Below are 16,861 nucleotides of genomic sequence, written 5' to 3'. Positions count from 1 at the left end.
AGAATCGCCGCCGACCCTCGATCTCGGGAGCCCTCCTGTGCCTGTTCGTCCTGCCCGCTGGGTGCCCGCCGTCCTGGCGGCCGCACTCGTGCTCCCGCTCCTCGGTGCGCCTGCTGGCGCCACGTCGTACGACGCCGGCCTCTCGGCGCCGCGCGAGGACAGCTACTACCCGGACCACGGCGACCCGGGCGTCGACACCCTGCACTACGCGCTCGACCTGACGTGGCAGCGCGCCAGCCGGACGCTGAGCGGGGTGGCGGACATCCGGCTCCGGGCGACGACCGGTGCGCCGTCCTTCCAGCTCGACCTGGGCCGCGCGCTGCACGTCTCAGAGGTGACCGTCGACGGTGAGCGGGCGACGACGAGCCACGACGGCGACGTCCTCCGCATCGACTCCCCGGTCGTCGCCGACCGGCGCTACGACGTGCGCGTCGTCTACCGCGGCACGCCGCGACCGACGCCCGCGCCGACGACCCGCGGCGACTTCCAGAGCATCGGTATGGCCGTCACGGCGGACGGACAGCTGCGCACCATGCAGGAGCCGTACGGCGCGTTCACCTGGTACCCCGTCAACGACCACCCCTCGGACAAGGCGCTGTACGACGTCCGGGTGACGGCGCCTCGCGGGTGGGTCGGGGTGAGCAACGGGCGGCTCGTGTCGCAGCGGCGTACGTCGAAGCAGACGACGACCCGGTTCCACCTGGAGCACCCGGCGGCGAGCTACCTGGTCACCCTCGCGGTGGGTCCCTTCGCCCACCGGACCGCGACCGGCCCGCACGGCCTGCCGCTCAGCTACTGGCTCCCACGCGGCGAGGTCGCCCACTACCTGAAGGCGCTGCGTCACCTCCCGGACGACCTGCGGTGGCTGGAGGCCAGGCTCGGCCGGTACCCGTTCGAGAGCGCCGGTGTCGTGGTCGTCCCCGGGGCGTCGGCCATGGAGACGCAGACCCTGGTCACCTTCGGCCGGCAGACCTGGGGGCGCCCGATCGAGGCGCGCGAGACGATGGTCCACGAGCTCGCGCACCAGTGGTGGGGCGACACGGTCACGCCCTCGGACTGGCGCGACCTCTGGATGAACGAGGGCATGGCGATGTACCTCGAGGCACGCTGGTCGTCGGAGCACACCGACATCACCTGGCGCGACTGGGTCCAGGCGTTCCGCGGGTCGAACTCGTTCTCCCGTGAGGAGCAGGGCGGTCCGGGCGCCTACGACCCCGAGATGTTCGCGACCGACTGCGTCTACTTCTGCACGGCGCTGATGTACGAGACCCTCCGCAAGAAGGTCGGCGACCGCGACTTCTGGCGGATCGTGCGTCAGTGGCCGCAGCGCACCCCGGACACGAACGTCACGCGCGCCGGGTTCGAGCGGTACGCCGAGCGGGTGACCGGGGACGAGCTCACGTCGTTCCTCGACCGCTGGCTGAACCGGAAGAGCTGGCCGATGGCGACCGCGCCGGACTGGCCGCCGAGGTCCTGACCTCCGGACGTCCTACGCTGCTGCCATGACCCCGGACGAGGTGGGCCGGTACGCCGAGTCCCTGGCCGGCGTGAAGCGCAAGGGCACGACGGCGCGGCCCGCGTGGTACGTCCACGACCGCCTGGTGGTCCGGCTGGACGACGCCGGCACGGCAGTCATCCGCGTCCCGCTCAGCGAGCGGGAGGGACTGCTCGACGCGCACCCCGACACGTTCGGCGTGCCGCCCGGATGGAGGCGCACCACAAGGTCGAGGCCTACCTCGGCCAGGCCGAGCCCGCCGCCGTACGCCGGGCCATCGAGCTCGCCTGGGAGATGCAGCGCCGCTGATGTCGGGCGTCAGTCCTCGGGGTCGTCGAGCCGGGCCAGCCAGGTAGCGAACCGCTCGACGGCGGTCTCGAACTCCGGGTGGGAGTCGACGAACCCCTGGAGCTGCTCGGCGAGCCACGCCAGGGTGACCTCCTCGTCACCCCGGCGCTTCTCGAGCTCCTCGATGCCGCGGTCGGTGAAGTACATGACCGACTACGCGAAGGCTCGCGCCACGAGGTCCTTCTGCTCCTCGGTGTGCCGCTTGACCGTGCCGACGGCGGGGGAGGACGACTCCGGGCGGGAGACGACCTCGACCTGGGCGTCGACGTGCGGCCAGACGTTGAGCTGGTAGTGCGGCCACGGGCCCATGTTCTGCGGCTCGTCCTGCACCCAGCGCACCGCCTTCAGGTGCGGGTAGCGGGCGATCTCCTCGCGGATCTCGGCCTCCGGGCGCGGGTAGAGCTGCTCGACGCGGGCGATGGCGAACCGCTCGCCGTCCTCGCGCTTCGCGCGCTCGACCATCAGGTCCCAGGTCACGCGACCCGAGCAGATCAGCAGCGTGTCGACCTTCTCGGCGTCGGCCGCGGCGTCCGAGATGAACGGCTTGAAGGTGCCCTCGGTGAAGTCGGCCGGCTGCGAGGCCGCCTCCTTGCGCTTCAGCATCGACTTCGGCGTGAAGACGATCATCGGCTTGTGCTCCTCGCCGAGCGAGTGCTGCCGCAGCAGGTGGAAGTACGACGCGGGGGTGCTCGGCTGCGCGACCACGAACGCCTCGTCGGCGGCCATCGTCATGAACCGCTCGATGCGCGCCGACGAGTGGTCGGCGCCCTGGCCCTCGTAGCCGTGGGGGAGCAGCAGGACGACGCCCGACTGCTGGTTCCACTTGCTCTCGCCGGAGCTGATGAACTCGTCGATGACGGTCTGCGCGCCGTTGACGAAGTCGCCGAACTGCGCCTCCCACAGCACCAGGGCCTCGGGACGGGCCACCGAGTAGCCGTACTCGAACCCGAGCGCGGCGTACTCCGACAGCAGCGAGTCGTAGACGTAGAACTTCGCCTGGTCCTCGGTGAGGTTGCTCAGCGGCGTCCACTCGTCGGCGTTGCGACGGTCGATGATCGTCGCGAAGCGCGACACGAAGGTGCCGCGTCGCGAGTCCTGGCCGGCCAGGCGGACCGGGCGGCCGTCCATCAGCAGCGAGCCGAACGCGAGGATCTCGCCGGTGCCCCAGTCGATCGGGCCGTCGGCGATCGCGGCGGAGCGGCGCTGCAGCTGGGGCATCACCTTCGGGTGCACCGTGAAGCCGTCCGGCGGCGTGACGTAGGCGTCGGCGATCCGCTTCATCACCTCGGCGGAGACCGCGGTCCGCGTCTCGCCCGAGGGCTTGTCCGGGTAGTCCGGCACCGTGGTCCACTCCGACGGCTGCGTGCTCGCCTCGCGGACCTCGGTGAAGACCCGCTCCAGCTGCTGCTGGTAGTCGCGCAGCACCTGCTCCGCCTCGTCGATCGTGATGTCGCCACGACCGATCAGGGACTCGGTGTAGAGCTTGCGGACCGAGCGCTTCTGCTCGATGAGGTCGTACATCAGGGGCTGCGTGTACGACGGGTCGTCGCCCTCGTTGTGACCGCGGCGGCGGTAGCAGACGAGGTCGATGACGACGTCCTTGTTGAACGCCTGGCGGTACTCGAACGCGAGCTGCGCGACCCGGATGCAGGCCTCGGGGTCGTCGCCGTTCACGTGGAAGATCGGCGCCTGGACCATCCGGGCCACGTCGGTGCAGTAGAGCGAGGAGCGCGACGAGCCGGGGGAGGTCGTGAAGCCGACCTGGTTGTTGACGACCAGGTGGATCGTGCCGCCGGTGCGGTAGCCGCGCAGCTGCGAGAGGTTGAGCGTCTCGGCGACCACGCCCTGTCCTGCGAACGCCGCGTCGCCGTGGACGAGCAGCGGCAGCACCGGGTAGTCGGCGCCGCGGTCGAGCACGTCCTGCTTGGCGCGGGCGATGCCCTCGAGCACCGGGTCGACGGCCTCGAGGTGCGACGGGTTCGCGGCGACGGAGACCTTGATCTCGTCGCCGTTGCCGGCGACGAACTCGCCCTCGGCGCCGAGGTGGTACTTCACGTCGCCGGAGCCCTGGACGGTCCGCGGGTCGATGTTGCCCTCGAACTCGCGGAAGATCTGGCTGTACTTCTTGCCGACGATGTTGGCGAGCACGTTGAGCCGGCCGCGGTGGGCCATGCCGATCGCGACCTCGTCGAGCCCGGCGGCGGCCGCGGCCTCGCAGATCTCGTCGAGGACCGGGACCGTGGTCTCGCCGCCCTCGAGGGAGAAGCGCTTCTGGCCGACGAACTTCGTCTGCAGGAAGGTCTCGAACGCCTCGGCCTGGTTGAGCTTGAGCAGGATCCGCAGCTGCTCCTCGCGGGGCGGCTTGGTGTGCGGCTGCTCGACGCGCTCCTGGATCCAGCGACGCTGGTCGGGATCCATGATGTGCATGTACTCGATGCCGGTCGTGCGGCAGTAGGAGTCACGCAGGATCTTGAGGATGTCGCGCAGCTTCATGAAGCGGCGGCCCTCGCCACCGAAGGAGCCGGTCGCGAACTCGCGGTCCAGGTCCCACAGCGTCAGGCCGTGCGACTCGACCTCGAGGTCGGGGTGGCTGCGCTGGCGGTACTCGAGGGGGTCCGTGTCGGCCATCATGTGGCCGCGCACCCGGTAGGCGTGGATGAGCTCGAGGATCCGGGCCTGCTTGGAGATCTCGTCGTCGTGCGAGGTCGAGATGTCGGCGTTCCAGCGGATCGGCTGGTAGGGGATCCGCAGCGAGCGGAAGATCTCGTCGTAGAAGTCGTCCTGGCCGAGCAGCAGCCCGTGGACGAGCTTGAGGAACTCGCCCGACCCCGCACCCTGGATGACCCGGTGGTCGTACGTCGAGGTCAGCGTCATGACCTTGCTGATGCCGTTGCGCGAGATCGCCTCGGCCGACGCGCCCTGCCACTCGGGCGGGTACTCCATCGCGCCGACGCCGATGATGGCGCCCTGGCCCTTCATCAGGCGGGGCACGGAGTGGCTGGTGCCGATGCCGCCCGGGTTGGTCAGCGAGATGGTGGTGCCCTGGAAGTCCTCGACGCCGAGCTTGTTGTCGCGCGCCTTGCGGACGATGTCCTCGTACGCCGTCCAGAAGGCCGCGAAGTCCATCGTCTCGGCGGCCTTGATGCTGGGCACCAGGAGCGTGCGCGAGCCGTCCGGCTTCGGGACGTCGATGGCCAGGCCCAGGTTGATGTGGGCCGGGGTGATCAGGTTGGGCTTGCCGTCGACGGTGTCGAAGCCCACGTTCATCGACGGCATCGCGCGCAGCGCCTTGACCAGCGCGTAGCCGATGATGTGGGTGAACGAGACCTTGCCGCCGCGGGCGCGGGCGAGGTGGCTGTTGATGACGATCCGGTTGTCCCAGAGCAGCTTCACCGGCACCGAGCGGACCGACGTCGCGGTCGGCACGGTGAGGGAGATGTCCATGTTGGCGGCCGTGCGGGCCGGAGCGCCACGCAGCACGGTGTAGGTCGGCTCGTCCTTGGCCGGGGTGGGCGCGGCCGGGCGGGACTCCTTCGGCACCGGGCTGGTGGTGCCCTTGGCGGGCTCGGCGGCCTTGCTCTCGGGGCGCGGCTTGGCGACCGGCGCGGGCGTCGGGGTCGGGTCGGGGGCGTGCTCCTGGGCCGGCTTCGCGGCGGGCTTCGCCGGCGCCGGCGCGGCCTGCTTGGTCTCCGTGGCCGTGCCGTTGGCGCCGTTGGCGCCGTTGCCGTGACCGTTGGCCTTGAAGTAGGTCACCCACGTCTGGTCGACGCTGCCCGGATCCCGCTGGTACTGGTCGTACATCTCTTCGACCAGCCACTCGTTGGCGCCGAAGTCGGCGGACGGGAGCTCGGACTGGCTGCCAGGGGACTGCGGCACGGTTTGATTCGCCTCTTCCGGTACGTGCACGGGGGACTGTCAGACGTCAAGGCTAGACCCCCGCCCCAGCAAATGCAGACCGACGTGGCGGGTTTGCGGCGTGGTGTGCCACGGGCCACAACCTGACGTTGCAGACTTCGTTCCGATCGGCACCGGCGGTGGGGAGTTTCGAAGTATGTGGCAACGGTCCAGGCGAGGTTCGTGGAGCGTGGCGGCGGTGGTCCTGGTGTGCCTCGCGGCCGGCGGGTGCAGCGGCAGCGACGACCAGCCTGACGCGGACGGCCCGACCCCGACGGCCTCCTCCTCCGCGGCGACTCCCGAGGTGGTGACCGACGTCTCCATCGGCAAGCTCGCCGGCAAGCTGCCGACGGCTCGCCGCGCGGCCCTGGCCGATGACGTCCAGCAGGTGGTCGACGGCTGGATCGACGCGGCGTACCTCGCGGGTGACTACCCGCGCACCGACTTCAGCGACTCGTGGCCGGGCTTCACGGCCGGCGCGCGGGCCACGGCCAGCCGCGACGGCGACCTGATGAGCAACCGCGACATCGGCGCCTCGATCGACGCCGTCGAGCCCGAGAAGCGCCAGGTCGTCCTCGACGTGCTGAGCGTCCGGAAGAAGCCGGTCGGTGTCACCGCCCACGTGGTGGTGCGCTTCGCGACCAGCGGCGACACGACGAAGGACGTCCGGGTCGCCGGGCGTCTCTACCTCACGAAGGGCACGCACGGGTGGCAGGTCTTCGGGTACGACGTCACGAAGGACGCCCGATGAGGGCCCGGGTGGTGCGGACGCTGACGGTCGGTGTGGTGCTGGCGCTCGCGGCCCTGGTGGTGCCCGACTCGGCCGTGAAGAGCACCGACATCGAGCTGGTCAAGGTCGAGAAGGCCGACGCGGTCGACATCAGCCCCGACGTGGTCTGGATCCTGGCGGTCGGCTCCGACGCCCGGCCGGGCGAGCAGATGACCCGCACCCGCGGCGATGCGCTCCAGCTGGTCGGCATGAACACCAAGACCGGCGCCGCGGCCGCGATCGGCGTCCCGCGCGATTCCTACGTGTCGATCCCCGGGCACGGCATGGACAAGATCAACGCGTCCCTCTACTACGGCGGCCCGCAGCTCCTCGGACAGACGGTCGGCAACCTCGTCGGCATCCAGCCCGACTACGTGTTCGTCAGCAGGTTCCGCTTCTTCGAGGACATGGTCCGCCAGATCGGCGGCATCGAGGTCAACAACCCGGTCGCGTTCAGCGACGACTTCCTCAAGCCCAAGGGCTTCCCGAAGGGGCGCATCCACCTCACGCCGTACGACGCGATGGCGTTCTCCCGGATCCGGCACGACCTGATCCGCGGCGACTTCGACCGATCGGCCAACCAGCAGCGGGTGCTGCGCGGGATCCAGGCCAAGGTGCGGGCCAACGCTGCCAAGCCGGGCTTCATCGAGCACGGCGTGCTCAGCGTCCTCCAGCACATGCACACCGACCTGTCGCCGGTCGAGCTCTTCCGGCTCGGCCAGGCGATGGCGCAGGTGCAGCCGGGCAAGATCACCAACTGCGTGGTCCAGGGCGGCATCGGCGACATCGGGGGAGCCAGCGTGGTCCTGCCCTACGTCGACCAGGCCCGCCGGCTCGGCGACGAAGCGCGCAAGGACGCCACGCTCGAGCGGTGCTGAGGGCGGTCGCCGGGCTCCTCGGCTGCCTCCTGCTCGCCGCCTGCTCGACCGGCGCGACAGACCCACCCGCCCCGCCGGCGACGCCGGACCTCCCGTCGGCGTCCGAGGCCGCCCACCTGCTGCGCGACCTGGCCGCGACGTCCCGCAGGCCGGACGTCCCGACCTACGACCGGGACGCCTTCGGCTCCCCGTGGGCCGACACCGACGGCAACGGCTGCAACCAGCGCGACGACGTGCTGCTGCGCGACGTGGTCGCGGACACGGTGACCGTGGCGCGCCAGGGAGCCTGCGACCACGACGTCCTCGCCGGCACGTGGGTCGATCCCTACACGGGCCGGACCCTGACCTTCGACGACCTCAAGGACCTCCACCAGGCGCAGGCGATCCAGATCGACCACGTCGTCCCCCTGGCCGAGGCGTGGCGCTCCGGCGCCTCGTCGTGGTCGGGCGCCCGGCGGCACAGGTTCGCCAACGACCTCTCCGTGCTGCTGGCCGCCGACGGTCCGACCAACGCCGCGAAGGGCGACGACGACCCCGCGGCCTGGCGGCCCCGGAAGGCGTTCCAGTGCGAGTACGCCGAGCGCTGGGTCGCGGTGAAGTCGCACTGGGCGCTCGCCGCGGACCGGAGCGAGCGGCGAGCGCTCGCGGAGATGCTGGGCTACTGCTGAGCCGTGCTGGGCCGTGCTGGTCGTCCAGGTCTGGTGCGTGCCCCCGGCAGGATTCGAACCTGCGGCACCCGGTACCGGAAACCGGTGCTCTATCCCCTGAGCTACGGAGGCATGCGCCCGCTGCACGAGGCCGCGGGCTGCGGCGTCACACTACAGGTCGCTCACCCGGCCCGCGAAACCGGATGGCGGCGTCCACGCCCGATATCGATGCGAGGGCGGACGCGGCGCGCCGATACCCTGGGCCGGTGACTCCCGAGCAGCTCTCCACCGCGATCGTCGACGTTCTGACGACCCTGTCCGACGAGGGCGCGCTCGCCCTGCCGGACGGGGTCCCCACGACGGTGACGGTGGAGCGACCCCGGCAGAAGGGACACGGCGACTACGCCACCAACGTGGCGCTCCAGCTGGCCAAGAAGGCCGGGCTCAACCCGCGCGACCTCGCCACCCTCGTCCAGGCCCGGCTCGAGCAGACCGACGGCATCGCCGGGGTCGAGATCGCGGGTCCGGGCTTCCTCAACATCACCGTCTCGGCGGGTGCGCAGGGTGTGGTCGCCGCACAGATCGCGGCCGCCGGCGCGGCGTACGGCGGCAGCGACGCGTTCGCCGGCGAGAAGATCAACCTCGAGTTCGTCTCCGCCAACCCGACCGGCCCGATCCACATCGGCGGCGTGCGCTGGGCTGCCGTCGGCGACGCCCTGGGTCGGATCTTCACGGCGACCGGCGCGAACGTCACCCGGGAGTACTACTTCAACGACCACGGCGCGCAGATCGACCGGTTCAGCCGGTCGCTGCTGGCCAGCGCGAAGGGCGAGCCCGCACCGGAGGACGGGTACGGCGGCGACTACATCCACGAGATCGCCGCCGCCGTCGTGGCCAAGGAGCCGCAGGTCAAGGACCTCACCGACGACGAGGCGCAGGAGGTCTTCCGCGCCGAGGGCGTCGAGATGATGTTCGAGGAGATCAAGAAGAGCCTGCACGAGTTCGGGGTCGACTTCGACGTCTACTTCCACGAGAACAACCTGCACCGCAGCGGCGCCGTCGACCGGGCGATCGCCCGGCTGACGGAGCTGGGCAACACCTACGAGCAGGACGGCGCGCTCTGGCTGCGCACCGAGCAGTTCGGCGACGACAAGGACCGGGTCATCGTCCGCTCGAACGGCGAGCCGGCGTACCTCTCCGGCGACCTCGCGTACTACCTCGACAAGCGCGAGCGCGGCTTCGACCGGTGCCTGATCATGCTCGGCGCCGACCACCACGGCTACGTCGGCCGGATGAACGCGATGTGTGCCTCGTTCGGCGACGAGCCGGGCAAGAACCTCGAGATCCTGATCGGCCAGATGGTCAACCTGCTCAAGGACGGCGCACCGATGCGTATGTCGAAGCGGGCCGGCACCGTCGTCACCATCGACGACCTGGTCGACGCGATCGGGGTGGACGCCGCGCGCTACGCCCTGACGCGCTACAGCTCCGACTCCAACATCGACATCGACCTCGACCTGTGGGCGAGCCAGTCCAACGACAACCCCGTCTACTACGTGCAGTACGGCCACGCCCGCAGCTGCCGGATGATGGCCAACGCGGCCGACCTCGGCATGTCGCTGCCGGACGACCTGGCGACCGGGTTCGACCCGTCGCTGCTCTCGCACGAGAAGGAGGGCGAGCTGCTCCGGGCGCTCGCCGAGTTCCCGCGGGTGGTCGCCAGCGCCGCCGAGCTGCGCGAGCCGCACCGGGTCGCGCGCTACCTCGAGGACACGACGGCGATCTTCAACCGGTGGTACGACACCAAGGAGTGCCGGATGCTCCCGCAGGGCGACGAGCCGGTCACCGCGCTCAACGAGGCGCGCCTGGTCCTGGTCGTGGCCGCCCGCACCGTCCTCGCCAACGGTCTCGGCCTGCTCGGCGTCTCCGCGCCCGAGCGGATGTGACCGGATGTCGCACGAGGCAGGCTGGGCGCACGCGCCCGGAGCGCTGCGCGGGCCGGCCTGGCTGAGCCCGCCGGCCGACCCGAACGCGCTGGTCCCGCACCTGTGGTCGCAGACCGCGCACAAGGTCGACGGCGAGCTGCACGTCGGCGGCCTGGCCGTCCCGGAGCTGGTCGCGAACGTGAACACGCCGGCGTACGTCCTCGACGAGGCCGACTTCCGGTCCCGCGCCCGGGCCTTCCGCGACGCGTTCTCGGCGTACGACGTGTTCTACGCCGGCAAGGCGTTCCTGTGCACCGCGGTCGCGTCGTGGGTGGCGGAGGAGGGGCTGAGCCTCGACGTCTGCTCCAACGGCGAGCTGAGCGTTGCGCTGCGGGCCGGCTTCGACCCGGCGCGGATCGGCTACCACGGCAACAACAAGTCGCTGATGGAGCTGCGCCGCGCGGTCGACGTCGGCGTCGGCCGGATCGTGGTCGACTCGTTCGACGAGATCGAGCGGCTGCTCTCCATCACCGCCGACGGCCTGACCGCGAGGGTCATGGTGCGCGTGACCGCGGGGGTCGAGGCGCACACCCACGAGTACATCGCGACCGCGCACGAGGACCAGAAGTTCGGCTTCTCGATCGGCAGCGGCGACGCCTTCGAGGCGGTTCGCCGGATCGAGGCCGCACCCGGCATCGAGCTGCTCGGCCTGCACTCCCACATCGGCAGCCAGATCTTCGACTCGTCCGGCTTCGAGGTCGCGGCGCGCCGGGTGCTCGCGCTGCAGGCCCGGATCAGCGCTGAGCTCGGCGTCACGCTGCCCGAGATGGACCTGGGCGGCGGCTTCGGCATCGCGTACACGACCCAGGACGACCCGGCCGACCCCGCGCAGCTCGCGACGGAGATGAGCAAGATCGTCGAGCACGAGTGCCGCGCGCTGGGGATCCCGGAGCCGCGGCTGTCGATCGAGCCCGGCCGCGCGATCGTCGGGCCCGCGATGTGCACCGTCTACACCGTCGGCACGGTGAAGCAGGTCCACCTCGACGGCGGCGCGGTGCGCACCTACGTCTCCGTCGACGGCGGCATGAGCGACAACATCCGCACCGCGCTGTACGACGCCGACTACTCCTGCACGGTCGCCTCGCGCGCCTCGGAGGCGACGCCCGTGCTGGCGCGGGTCGTCGGCAAGCACTGCGAGGCCGGCGACATCGTGGTGAAGGACGAGTTCCTCCCCGGCGACGTGCGCCCCGGAGACCTCCTCGCCGTGCCGGGGACCGGTGCGTACTGCCGGTCGATGGCCTCCAACTACAACCACGCGCTGCGCCCCCCGGTGGTCGCGGTGCGGGACGGGGTCGCGCGCGTCGTCGTGCGCCGCGAGACTGAGGACGATCTGTTGGCGACGGACATGGGTGATCAGTAATGGAGAGCGACAAGCTCAGGGTGGCGGTGCTGGGCTGCGGCTCGGTCGGCTCCCAGGTGGTGCGGCTGCTCGACGAGCAGTCCGGTGACCTGGCTGCGCGCGTGGGCGCGCCGGTGGAGCTGGTCGGCGTCGCCGTACGCCGGCTGGACGCGCCGCGCGACGTCGAGGTGCCGGAGGGGCTGCTGACAACCGACGCGACCGCGCTGGTCGCCCGCGAGGACGTCGACCTGGTCGTCGAGGTGATCGGCGGCATCGAGCCGGCCCGGTCGCTGATCCTGGCGGCGCTCGAGAACGGCAAGTCCGTCGTCACCGCCAACAAGGCGCTGCTCGCCGAGGACGGCCCGACGCTCTTCGAGGCCGCGCACAAGGCCGGCCGCGACCTCTACTACGAGGCGGCCGTGGCCGGCGCCATCCCGATCCTGCGGCCACTGCGCGAGTCGCTGGCCGGCGACCGGGTCACCCGGGTGCTCGGCATCGTCAACGGCACCACCAACTTCATCCTCGACAAGATGGACACCTCCGGTGCCGGCTTCGCTGAGGCGCTCGAGGAGGCCCAGGAGCTGGGCTACGCCGAGGCCGACCCCACCGCCGACGTCGAGGGCTTCGATGCCGCCGCGAAGGCCGCCATCCTGGCCTCGCTCGCGTTCCACACGCGGGTCACCGCCTCCGACGTGCACCGCGAGGGCATCTCCGAGGTCACCGCGGCCGACGTCCAGTCCGCGCGCGAGATGAACAGCGTCGTCAAGCTGCTCGCCATCTGCGAGCTGCGCGAGACCGAGGACGGCCAGAGCGCCGTCGCGGTCCGCGTGCACCCGGCGATGATCCCGAGGTCGCACCCGCTGGCGTCGGTCCGGGAGGCCTACAACGCGGTGTTCGTCGAGTCCGAAGCCGCCGGTCAGCTGATGTTCTACGGTCCCGGCGCCGGTGGCTCGCCGACCGCGTCCGCCGTCCTCGGCGACCTGGTGACCGTCGCCCGCAACCGCCTGGCGGACACGCGCGGACCGGGTGAGTCGGCGTACGCCGACCGCGCGGTGCTGCCGATGGGGGAGACCGTCACCCGCTACCACGTCGCGATCGACGTCGCCGACCGCGCCGGCGTGCTCGCTGCGGTCGCGACGGCGTTCGCCGAGCACGGCGTCTCGATCCAGACCGTCCGCCAGGAGGGCCGCGACGCCGACGCCCAGCTGGTCGTCGTCTCGCACGAGTCGACCGACGCCCAGCTCGCCGCGACGGTGGCGTCCCTGCAGGGGATGGACATCGTCCGCGAGGTCACGTCGGTCATGCGCGTCGAAGGAGTCGCCGAGTGAACGCCCCCCGGACGACCCCGACCCACCAGTGGCGCGGCGTGATCGAGGAGTACCGCCCGCTGCTCGACATCCCCGAGGGCACGCCCGCCGTGACGCTGCGTGAGGGCGGCACGCCGCTGGTGTTCTCGGAGTGGCTCTCCGGCCTGACCGGCGCCGAGGTCTGGCTCAAGGTCGAGGGCAACAACCCGACCGGCTCGTTCAAGGACCGCGGCATGACGGCCGCGATCTCGGTGGCCAAGCACGACGGCGCCCAGGCCGTGGTCTGCGCGTCGACGGGCAACACGTCCGCGTCGATGGCGGCGTACGCCGCGAAGGCCGGCCTCAAGCCCCTGGTGCTCGTGCCCGAGGGCAAGATCGCCGCCGGCAAGATGGCGCAGGCGCTGCTGCACGGCGCGCAGGTCGTCATGGTGCGGGGCAACTTCGACGACTGCCTGGGCCTCGCCAAGGGCCTCGCGTGGGACTACCCGGTGGCCCTGGTGAACTCGGTCAACCCGGTGCGCCTCGAGGGGCAGAAGACCGCGGCGTTCGAGATCGTCGACTTCCTCGGCGACGCCCCCGACTACCACCTGCTGCCGGTCGGCAACGCCGGCAACATCTCGGCGTACTGGCTCGGCTACACGCAGTACGCCGACGCCGGGATGGCGACCAAGAAGCCGGTCATGCGCGGCTTCCAGGCCGAGGGCGCGGCGCCGCTGGTCACGGGCGAGCCGTTCCCCGACCCGGAGACACGGGCGACCGCGATCCGGATCGGCAACCCGGCGTCGTGGAAGCTCGCCGAGGCGGCGCGCGACGAGTCCGAGGGCGCCTTCGCCTCCGTCACCGACGACCAGATCCTCGCCGCCCAGCGCGAGCTCGCCGCCCGCGACGGCGTGTTCGTCGAGCCCGCCTCCGCAGCGGGCGTCGCCGGGCTTCTCCAGGAGCTCGCCGGTGGCACGTCGTACCGCGGCAGCACGGTCGCGATCACCGTGACCGGGCACGGGCTCAAGGACACCGCGACGGCGCTCGAGGGCCTCGCCGAGAGCGGTCGCCCGATCGTCGACACGGTCATCGACGCCGACGTCGCGGCCGCCGCGGCCGCTGCCGGGCTCGCCTGAGACCGGCATGCCGACCTTCGTCGACGGCCCCGTGCGGGTCTCGGTCCCCGCGACCTCCGCCAACCTCGGACCCGGGTTCGACTCGCTGGGCCTCGCGCTCTCGCTGCGTGACGAGCTCGTCGCCGAGGTGACCGACTCCGGTCTCGAGGTCGAGGTGATCGGTGCCGGCTCCGAGGAGGTCGCCCGCGACGAGACCCACCTCGTGGTCCGCTCGATGCGGGCGGCGTTCGACCTGATGGGCGCCCAGCCGCCGGGGCTCCGGCTCTCCTGCGCCAACGTCATCCCGCACGCACGCGGCCTCGGCTCCTCCTCCGCGGCCATCGTCGCCGGGGTCGTCCTGGCGCGCGGTCTGGTGGCCGGCGGGTCGCTGCTGGCCGACGACGATGCCCTGTTCCGGCTCGCCGCCCGGCTCGAGGGCCACCCGGACAACGTCGCCCCCGCGCTCTTCGGCGGCTTCACGATCTCGGGTCGCGACGAGGACGGCGAGTTCTACTCGGTCGGCTCCCCGGTAGACCCGCGCGTCGAGGCCGTGGTCTTCGTGCCGCCCGACCCGGTCTCGACCGAGGTAGCCCGCGGGCTGCTCCCGGCCGAGGTGCCGCACGCGGACGCCGCGGCCGACGCCGGGCGCACGGCGCTCCTGGTCGCCGCCCTCGCGGGCCAGCCGGAGCACCTGCTGCGCGCGACCCGCGACTACCTGCACCAGCAGTACCGCCGCCCGGCCATGCCGGCCTCCCTCGACCTGGTCGACCGGCTGCGTGCCGACGGCGTACCCGCCCTCGTCTCCGGTGCCGGCCCCACCGTGCTGGCGTTCGTCGACGCGGCGGGGGCGCAGGCGCTGCTGACGCGCTGCCCCGCGGGGTGGGCGGGACACCGGCTCGCGATCGAGACCCAGGGCGCGAGCCTCGCCTGAGCGGTGTATCTTGAGAGCGCGCCGGGTTCTTCGGCGTGGCACCGCCGGCCGTGACGCCGGCACCGTGCAACCCTCTTCCTCGCGATGTGGCGGCCTCCTGCCGCCCGAGCGCCCGGTGGCTTCGTACCCGAGAGCCACGGCGGGCGGGGGAGCATTGACCAGTACGCCGCCGGCCGGAGGTCGGATCGGCTCTGAACGTGGGAAGGACCTCACGTGACGGACACCATCGAAGCCACTGACGACTCCGGCGCGGGCACCGCAGGCGCGGCCCCCGCCAGGAAGCGCGGTGGCGGGCTCAACTCCCTGCTGCTCGCGGACCTCAAGTCGATGGCCGCCGGCATGGGCATCGCGGGCTCGGGGGCCATGAAGAAGGCCCAGCTCGTGGACGCCATCAAGGCGCACCAGTCCGGCGGCTCCCGCCAGGACAAGCCGGCCCAGGACAAGCAGCCGCAGGACAAGCCGGCCCAGGACAAGCAGCAGCAGGACAAGCCGGCCCAGGACAAGCAGCAGCAGGACAAGCCGGCCCGGCAGCGCCGCCAGGAGCAGGGCGACCGCCAGCCTCAGGACCGCCAGCAGGACCGCCAGCAGGACCGCGAGCCGCAGGAGCCCAAGCAGGGCAACCAGCAGGACCGGAACCAGCAGGACCGGAGCCAGCAGGACAAGAGCCAGCAGGGCAAGCAGGACCAGAAGGCCGAGAAGGACCAGCAGCCGCAGGGCAAGCAGGGCAACCAGGATCGGAACCAGCAGGGCCGCCAGGATCGGAACCAGCAGAACCAGCAGGACCGGAACCAGCAGAACCAGCAGGACCGGAACCAGCAGGACCGGAACCAGCAGGACCGGAACCAGCAGGACCGGAACCAGCAGGACCGGAACCAGCAGGACCAGCAGGGCGACGACGACGGCGAGGGCGACGGCACCCGGCGCAACCGCCGGCGCCGCGGCCGCGACCGGGTGGCGCGCCCCGCGGGCACGAGCGGGGGCCAGCGCAACGAGCCGGACACCACGATCCTCGAGGACGACGTCCTGGTGCCGGCCGCCGGCATCCTCGACGTGCTCGACAACTACGCGTTCGTCCGCACCAGCGGCTACCTGGCGAGCTCCGACGACGTCTACGTGTCGCTGTCGATGGTCCGCAAGTTCGGGCTGCGCCGCGGCGACGCCATCGTCGGTCAGGTGCGCCAGCCCCGTGAGGGGGAGCGCAAGGAGAAGTTCAACCCGATGGTCCGCATCGACGCCGTCAACGGCGCCGACCCGGAGGTCGCGAAGAACCGCGTCGAGTTCTCCAAGCTGACCCCGCTCTACCCCTCCGAGCGGCTCCGCCTCGAGACGGGCGCGGACAACCTGATCGGCCGGGTCATCGACATCGCGGCGCCGATCGGCAAGGGCCAGCGCGGACTGATCGTGTCCCCGGCGAAGGCCGGCAAGACGATGATCCTGCAGTCGATCGCGAACTCGATCACCACCAACAACCCCGAGTGCCACCTGATGGTGGTGCTGGTGGACGAGCGGCCCGAGGAGGTCACCGACTTCGAGCGCTCGGTCAAGGGCGAGGTCATCTCCTCGACGTTCGACCGGCCGCCGGCCGACCACACGACGGTCGCGGAGCTGGCGATCGAGCGGGCCAAGCGGCTCGTCGAGCTCGGCCACGACGTCGTCGTGCTGCTCGACGGCATCACCCGCCTGGGCCGGGCCTACAACCTGGCCGCGCCCCCGAGCGGGCGGATCCTCTCCGGAGGCGTCGACTCGGCCGCGCTCTACCCGCCGAAGAAGTTCTTCGGCGCCGCGCGCAACATCGAGAACGGCGGCTCCCTGACCATCCTCGCGACCGCGCTCATCGAGAGCGGCTCGAAGATGGACGAGGTGATCTTCGAGGAGTTCAAGGGCACCGGCAACATGGAGATCCGCCTGCGCCGCGAGTTCGCGGACAAGCGGCTGTTCCCGGCGATCGACGCCGTCCAGTCGGGCACCCGCCGCGAGGAGCTGCTGCTGAGCAAGGAGGAGCTGGCCATCGTCTGGAAGCTCCGCCGGGTGCTCTCGTCGCTCGACGGGCAGCAGGCGCTGGAGCTGCTGCTCGAGCGCCTGAAGAAGTCGCAGACGAACATCGAGTTCCTCATGCAGGTCCAGAAGACCACGCCGACCGTGTCCGGTCGGGAGGAGTAGAGCACGGCGCTAGA

Annotated in this window: 12 protein-coding genes and 1 tRNA gene; 10 read left to right on the top strand and 3 right to left on the bottom strand. The window is 71.4% G+C overall.

The annotated features are described in order from the left end of the window. Window positions 1–37: 37 nt before the first annotated feature. On the top strand, window positions 38–1,477 hold the full coding sequence (locus tag ASC77_RS08465) for a M1 family metallopeptidase (protein ID WP_082574590.1): 1,440 nt from the start codon (window positions 38–40) through the stop codon (window positions 1,475–1,477). A 336-nt stretch (window positions 1,478–1,813) separates the two neighbouring features. Here the strand turns inward: ASC77_RS08465 and ASC77_RS27165 are convergent, their stop codons facing one another. Continuing rightward, window positions 1,814–1,990 carry a DUF6104 family protein gene (locus ASC77_RS27165; protein WP_200944940.1) on the bottom strand — a complete coding sequence of 59 codons (177 nt, stop codon included), beginning with the start codon at window positions 1,988–1,990 and terminating at the stop codon, window positions 1,814–1,816. 6 nt (window positions 1,991–1,996) lie between these two features. Beyond that, window positions 1,997–5,719 (bottom strand): multifunctional oxoglutarate decarboxylase/oxoglutarate dehydrogenase thiamine pyrophosphate-binding subunit/dihydrolipoyllysine-residue succinyltransferase subunit, encoded by a 3,723-nt coding sequence (locus ASC77_RS08460; protein ID WP_056151031.1) that lies wholly within the window; start codon window positions 5,717–5,719, stop codon window positions 1,997–1,999. Window positions 5,720–5,927: 208 nt separating this feature from the next. Between ASC77_RS08460 and ASC77_RS08455 the strand changes: the two genes are divergently transcribed. Genes ASC77_RS08455 through ASC77_RS08445 form a run of 3 tightly spaced genes read left to right on the top strand, consistent with a single transcriptional unit; the run spans window position 5,928 to window position 8,052 of the window. Then, on the top strand, window positions 5,928–6,488 hold the full coding sequence (locus ASC77_RS08455) for a hypothetical protein (protein WP_056151028.1): 561 nt from the start codon (window positions 5,928–5,930) through the stop codon (window positions 6,486–6,488). Beyond that, the gene (locus ASC77_RS08450; RefSeq protein ID WP_056151026.1) at window positions 6,485–7,384 is read left to right on the top strand and encodes an LCP family protein; all 900 of its coding nucleotides are present in this window, start codon (window positions 6,485–6,487) and stop codon (window positions 7,382–7,384) included. Before ASC77_RS08455 ends, ASC77_RS08450 begins: the two co-directional genes overlap by 4 nt. After that, window positions 7,378–8,052, top strand: a complete 675-nt coding sequence (locus ASC77_RS08445; RefSeq protein ID WP_056151024.1) for an HNH endonuclease family protein — start codon at window positions 7,378–7,380, stop codon at window positions 8,050–8,052. The genes ASC77_RS08450 and ASC77_RS08445 overlap by 7 nt, the downstream gene beginning before the upstream one ends. Before the next feature lie 38 nt (window positions 8,053–8,090). Here the strand turns inward: ASC77_RS08445 and ASC77_RS08440 are convergent. Further along, window positions 8,091–8,163, bottom strand: a tRNA-Arg gene (locus ASC77_RS08440). A gap of 134 nt (window positions 8,164–8,297) precedes the next feature. On the opposite strand from ASC77_RS08440, the gene argS reads away from it, so the two are divergent. From argS to rho, 6 genes are all read left to right on the top strand, one after another. Continuing rightward, on the top strand, window positions 8,298–9,977 hold the full coding sequence (gene argS / locus ASC77_RS08435) for an arginine--tRNA ligase (protein ID WP_056151023.1): 1,680 nt from the start codon (window positions 8,298–8,300) through the stop codon (window positions 9,975–9,977). Between the two features lie 4 nt (window positions 9,978–9,981). After that, window positions 9,982–11,376, top strand: a complete 1,395-nt coding sequence (lysA, locus tag ASC77_RS08430) for a diaminopimelate decarboxylase (protein WP_056151021.1) — start codon at window positions 9,982–9,984, stop codon at window positions 11,374–11,376. After that, window positions 11,376–12,683 carry a homoserine dehydrogenase gene (locus ASC77_RS08425; RefSeq protein WP_056151020.1) on the top strand — a complete coding sequence of 436 codons (1,308 nt, stop codon included), beginning with the start codon at window positions 11,376–11,378 and terminating at the stop codon, window positions 12,681–12,683. The genes lysA and ASC77_RS08425 overlap by 1 nt, the downstream gene beginning before the upstream one ends. Then, complete coding sequence (gene thrC, locus ASC77_RS08420; protein WP_056151018.1) at window positions 12,680–13,777, top strand: threonine synthase; 1,098 nt, start codon at window positions 12,680–12,682, stop codon at window positions 13,775–13,777. Before ASC77_RS08425 ends, thrC begins: the two co-directional genes overlap by 4 nt. A gap of 7 nt (window positions 13,778–13,784) precedes the next feature. Continuing rightward, window positions 13,785–14,687 (top strand): homoserine kinase, encoded by a 903-nt coding sequence (thrB, locus tag ASC77_RS08415; RefSeq protein WP_056151016.1) that lies wholly within the window; start codon window positions 13,785–13,787, stop codon window positions 14,685–14,687. Window positions 14,688–14,900: 213 nt separating this feature from the next. After that, on the top strand, window positions 14,901–16,847 hold the full coding sequence (gene rho / locus ASC77_RS08410) for a transcription termination factor Rho (protein ID WP_056151014.1): 1,947 nt from the start codon (window positions 14,901–14,903) through the stop codon (window positions 16,845–16,847). Window positions 16,848–16,861: the final 14 nt, after the last annotated feature.

The sequence above is a fragment of the Nocardioides sp. Root1257 genome, from assembly GCF_001425175.1.
Taxonomy (GTDB): Bacteria; Actinomycetota; Actinomycetes; order Propionibacteriales; family Nocardioidaceae; genus Nocardioides.
Note: the sequence above shows the minus strand (reverse complement) of the source record. Positions and strands in the feature narration are given on the sequence as shown.

Coding starts and splice junctions, on each gene's coding strand:
- ASC77_RS27165 (WP_200944940.1), bottom strand. CDS start 1,990: ATGTACTTCACCGACCGCGGCATCGAGGAGCTCGAGAAGCGCCGGGGT.
- ASC77_RS08450 (WP_056151026.1), top strand. CDS start 6,485: ATGAGGGCCCGGGTGGTGCGGACGCTGACGGTCGGTGTGGTGCTGGCG.
- lysA (WP_056151021.1), top strand. CDS start 9,982: ATGTCGCACGAGGCAGGCTGGGCGCACGCGCCCGGAGCGCTGCGCGGG.
- ASC77_RS08425 (WP_056151020.1), top strand. CDS start 11,376: ATGGAGAGCGACAAGCTCAGGGTGGCGGTGCTGGGCTGCGGCTCGGTC.
- thrB (WP_056151016.1), top strand. CDS start 13,785: ATGCCGACCTTCGTCGACGGCCCCGTGCGGGTCTCGGTCCCCGCGACC.